The organism is Komagataeibacter kakiaceti JCM 25156, assembly GCF_000613305.1.
This window is the reverse complement of record NZ_BAIO01000277.1, coordinates 1-3176: the sequence shown is the minus strand read 5'-3', so window position 1 is coordinate 3176 and position 3176 is coordinate 1. Positions and strand designations below refer to the sequence as shown.

Genomic DNA, 3176 nt, shown 5'->3' with positions numbered 1-3176 from the left:
CCCGCGCGCGCGGCAAGCCGCGCGCCATCGTCCAGGACAAAGCGGTAGTCGGTATCGGGCGTGGGCATGATGTCGCGCGCGCCCGCATGGGCGGCCAGAACACCGGCTTCATCACGCACCGCGCAGTCCACCGTATAGACCAGCACGATCCGCCCGCGCTTGCGGGCGTCGTGGCCACGGCGGAAAACGCTGATCCCGCCCACATCCGCTTCCGCCACGCCCAGCCGCCCGGCCACGGCCTGTCGCAGCGCGGCTTCGGTATGGTCGAGCGGCAGGCGCAGTTCGGTCAGTCTGATCATCGGGTCACGTTCCCATGGTGGTGTGGGCCGGGGCATGGCCTGCGCTGCCTTATCATGCCGGAGGCCAGTACGAAACGTGCCCGGAAACCATCTGGAAACAACTGATTGATAAAACCCGATAAAAGTTTTTGGAGGGCCGCCTTTTGCATCCCCATGCCTTACGGGATGCCCCGCGGGCGGGCCCTGTCAATCAAGGGAATACTGGCGGGGCCTCTCGACCTTCTGCTAGGAAAGTGGCGACACCCCGAGTTTCCCTGACGCTGAACGGATGCTGCCCCATGGGCGAATGCCAGCACAACCATGGCGATGCGGACCATGCGCACGGCCATGATCATGACCAAGATCACGACCACGCCAGCCATGCGGAAGGGCATGCCCATGACTGCGGGCATGACCACGGGCATGGCGGCCTGTTCGGCCACCACCATGTGCATGCGCCCGCATCCTATGGCAACGCCTTCGCCCTCGGCATCGGCCTCAACCTTGTCTATCTGGTAGGGGAGCCGCGTGGGGCGTGCGCAGCCATGCGCTTTCGCTGCTGGCGGATGCGGGGCACAACCTGTCCGACGTGCTGGCGCTGGGGGCGGCGTGGCTGGCGGAAATCCTGTCGCGCCGCACACCCACCACCAACTTCACCTACGGGCTGCGCCGGTCCTCCATCCTCTCGGCGCTGGGCAATGCCGTCGCCCTGCTGGTCGTGACCGGGGGGATCATGTGGGAGGCGGTGCTACGCCTGATCCAGCCCCATCCGGTGGCGGGCGGGGCGGTGATGGTCGTGGCCGGGATCGGCATCTTGGTCAACGGGGGGACGGCGCTGCTGTTCGCCAGCGGCGGGAAGCAGGATCTCAACCTGCGCGGCGCGTTCATGCACATGGCGGCGGATGCGCTCATGTCGCTGGCCGTGGTGGCGGGCGGCGGGCTGATCCTGATGACCGGGTGGCTGCGGATCGATCCTGTCATCTGCCTGCTCGTGTCGCTGTCCGTCATTGTCGCGACATGGTCGCTGCTGCGTGATTCACTGGATATGGCGCTTGACCGCGTGCCGCGTGGCATCGACCCCGCTCAGGTCGAATCCTATCTGCGCACCCTGCCCGGCGTGTGCGACCTGCATGACCTGCATATCTGGCCGCTCAGCACCACCGAGACGGCGCTGACGGTCCATCTCGTGCGCAGGCACGGTGACAATGGCGACGCCGCCGAGGGGCTGCTGCACCGGGCGGCACAGGAATTGCAGGCACGCTTTGGCATCGTTCACCCCACCTTCCAGATCGAAACCCTGACCGATGCCGACCACTGCGTTCTCGCCAGCGCCCAGAGTTTCTGACCCCAAGGTTCATCTGTTGAGCATATTTTCCGATTCCAGCACCAAGATCCTTGCCGCCTGGTGCAGCCTCGCGGTCAGCATGGTGGCGCTGGGCATGAAATACACGGCGTGGCGCGTGACCGGCAGCATCGCGCTGTATTCCGATGCGATCGAGACGATCATCAACGTGGTGTCCGCCATCGCCGGGCTGTGGGCGCTGCGCGTGGCCAGCCTGCCGCCCGACCAGAACCATACCTATGGCCATTACAAGGCCGAGTACCTCTCCGCCGTGGCCGAGGGGGTGCTGGTCGTCATTACCGCCATCACCATCGCGCATGAGGCCTGGGTGGGGTTCCATAACCTGCACGCCCCGATGGACTCCCTGCTTGGCCTGACCTTCAACGGCGGGGCGGGCGTGCTCAACCTTGTCTGGGGCCTGACCATGCTGCGGCTGGGGCGGGCGCATCATTCGCCCGCGCTGGTGGCGGGGGGGCACCATGTGCTGTCCGATGTGTGGGCGTCCGCCGCGCTGGTGTGCGGCTTCATCCTGATCCCGCTGACCGGCTGGCTGTGGCTGGACCCGCTGCTGGCGGCCCTGATCGCGCTGAACGTGCTGCGCACCGGCTGGGACATGATGCGCAGCTCCATCGGGGGCTCATGGACGAAGCCCCGGATTCCGAAACGCTGGGGCAGATCCGCGCCATCATTTCCCAGACCGCCACCGGCGCGCTGGAGGCGCACGACATCCGCGCGCGGATCGTGGGCGCCATGACGTTCATCGAATTCCATCTGGTCGTGCCCGGCACGATGAGCGTCGAGAACGCCCACCATATCTGTGACCGGATCGAGGCCGGGCTCCGCGCCGGGCTGGGGGAGGCGCTCATCAACATTCATGTTGAACCCGAGCGCAAGGCCAAGCATACAGGCGTGCTGGTGCTGCCGTAATCCCGGCCGCAAGGCCGCGCGCACCGCGCGGCACCCGGCCCGATGGCCGGAAAACGATACTCTGGCCCGCGATAAATACGACCCTTTCCCCGCAACCGGATTGCCGCACCCCGGTTTATCTGTCAGTACTGTCCGCCTATCAGTACTGTTACTGAAAGTGCATTGCCGGTCATGCGCACCGACCTTACCGAAATACGCAGGCGGCACATGCGCCATCTGCGCCGTTCCGCCCGCATCACCACCGAACAGTGGCGGCGCAAGCTGGCCTGCTGGGCGGCGGCCGTGATGGTGGGCGTGGTGGCGGTGGCTTCGCCATGGCGGCGGACGCGGCGGCCACGCTGCGCACGCACATCATCCACATCAACATGGATCATGCTGGTCATGACGCCGGGGGGGCTGGCGCTGTCTTCATGGCTTACGCGCACATGGTTCCGCGGCGCGCAGGGCAGCGGCATACCGCAGACCATCGCCACGCTGCATATCGAGAATTTCGCCATCATCGACCGGCTGCTCTCGCTCCGCGTGGCGGGGGGCAAGATCGTGCTGACCACGCTGGGGCTGCTGGCGGGGGCCTCCATCGGGCGTGAGGGACCGAGCGTGCAGGTCGGGGCCGCGATCATGCATGCCTG

At 66.4% G+C, this 3176-nt stretch carries 4 pseudogenes; 3 read left to right on the top strand and 1 reads right to left on the bottom strand.

Annotated elements, in window-relative coordinates:
• Positions 1-299 (bottom strand): annotated as a pseudogene (locus JCM25156_RS12215) (FAD-dependent oxidoreductase); the annotation flags it as partial.
• Positions 300-577: 278 nt separating this feature from the next.
• Here JCM25156_RS12215 and JCM25156_RS24070 point away from each other — a divergent pair.
• The 3 pseudogenes from JCM25156_RS24070 to JCM25156_RS12200 form a co-directional block, all read left to right on the top strand.
• Positions 578-1623, top strand: a pseudogene (locus JCM25156_RS24070) (cation diffusion facilitator family transporter).
• A 22-nt stretch (positions 1624-1645) separates the two neighbouring features.
• Positions 1646-2547: pseudogene (locus JCM25156_RS24065) on the top strand (cation diffusion facilitator family transporter).
• 207 nt (positions 2548-2754) lie between these two features.
• Positions 2755-3176 (top strand): annotated as a pseudogene (locus JCM25156_RS12200) (chloride channel protein); the annotation flags it as partial.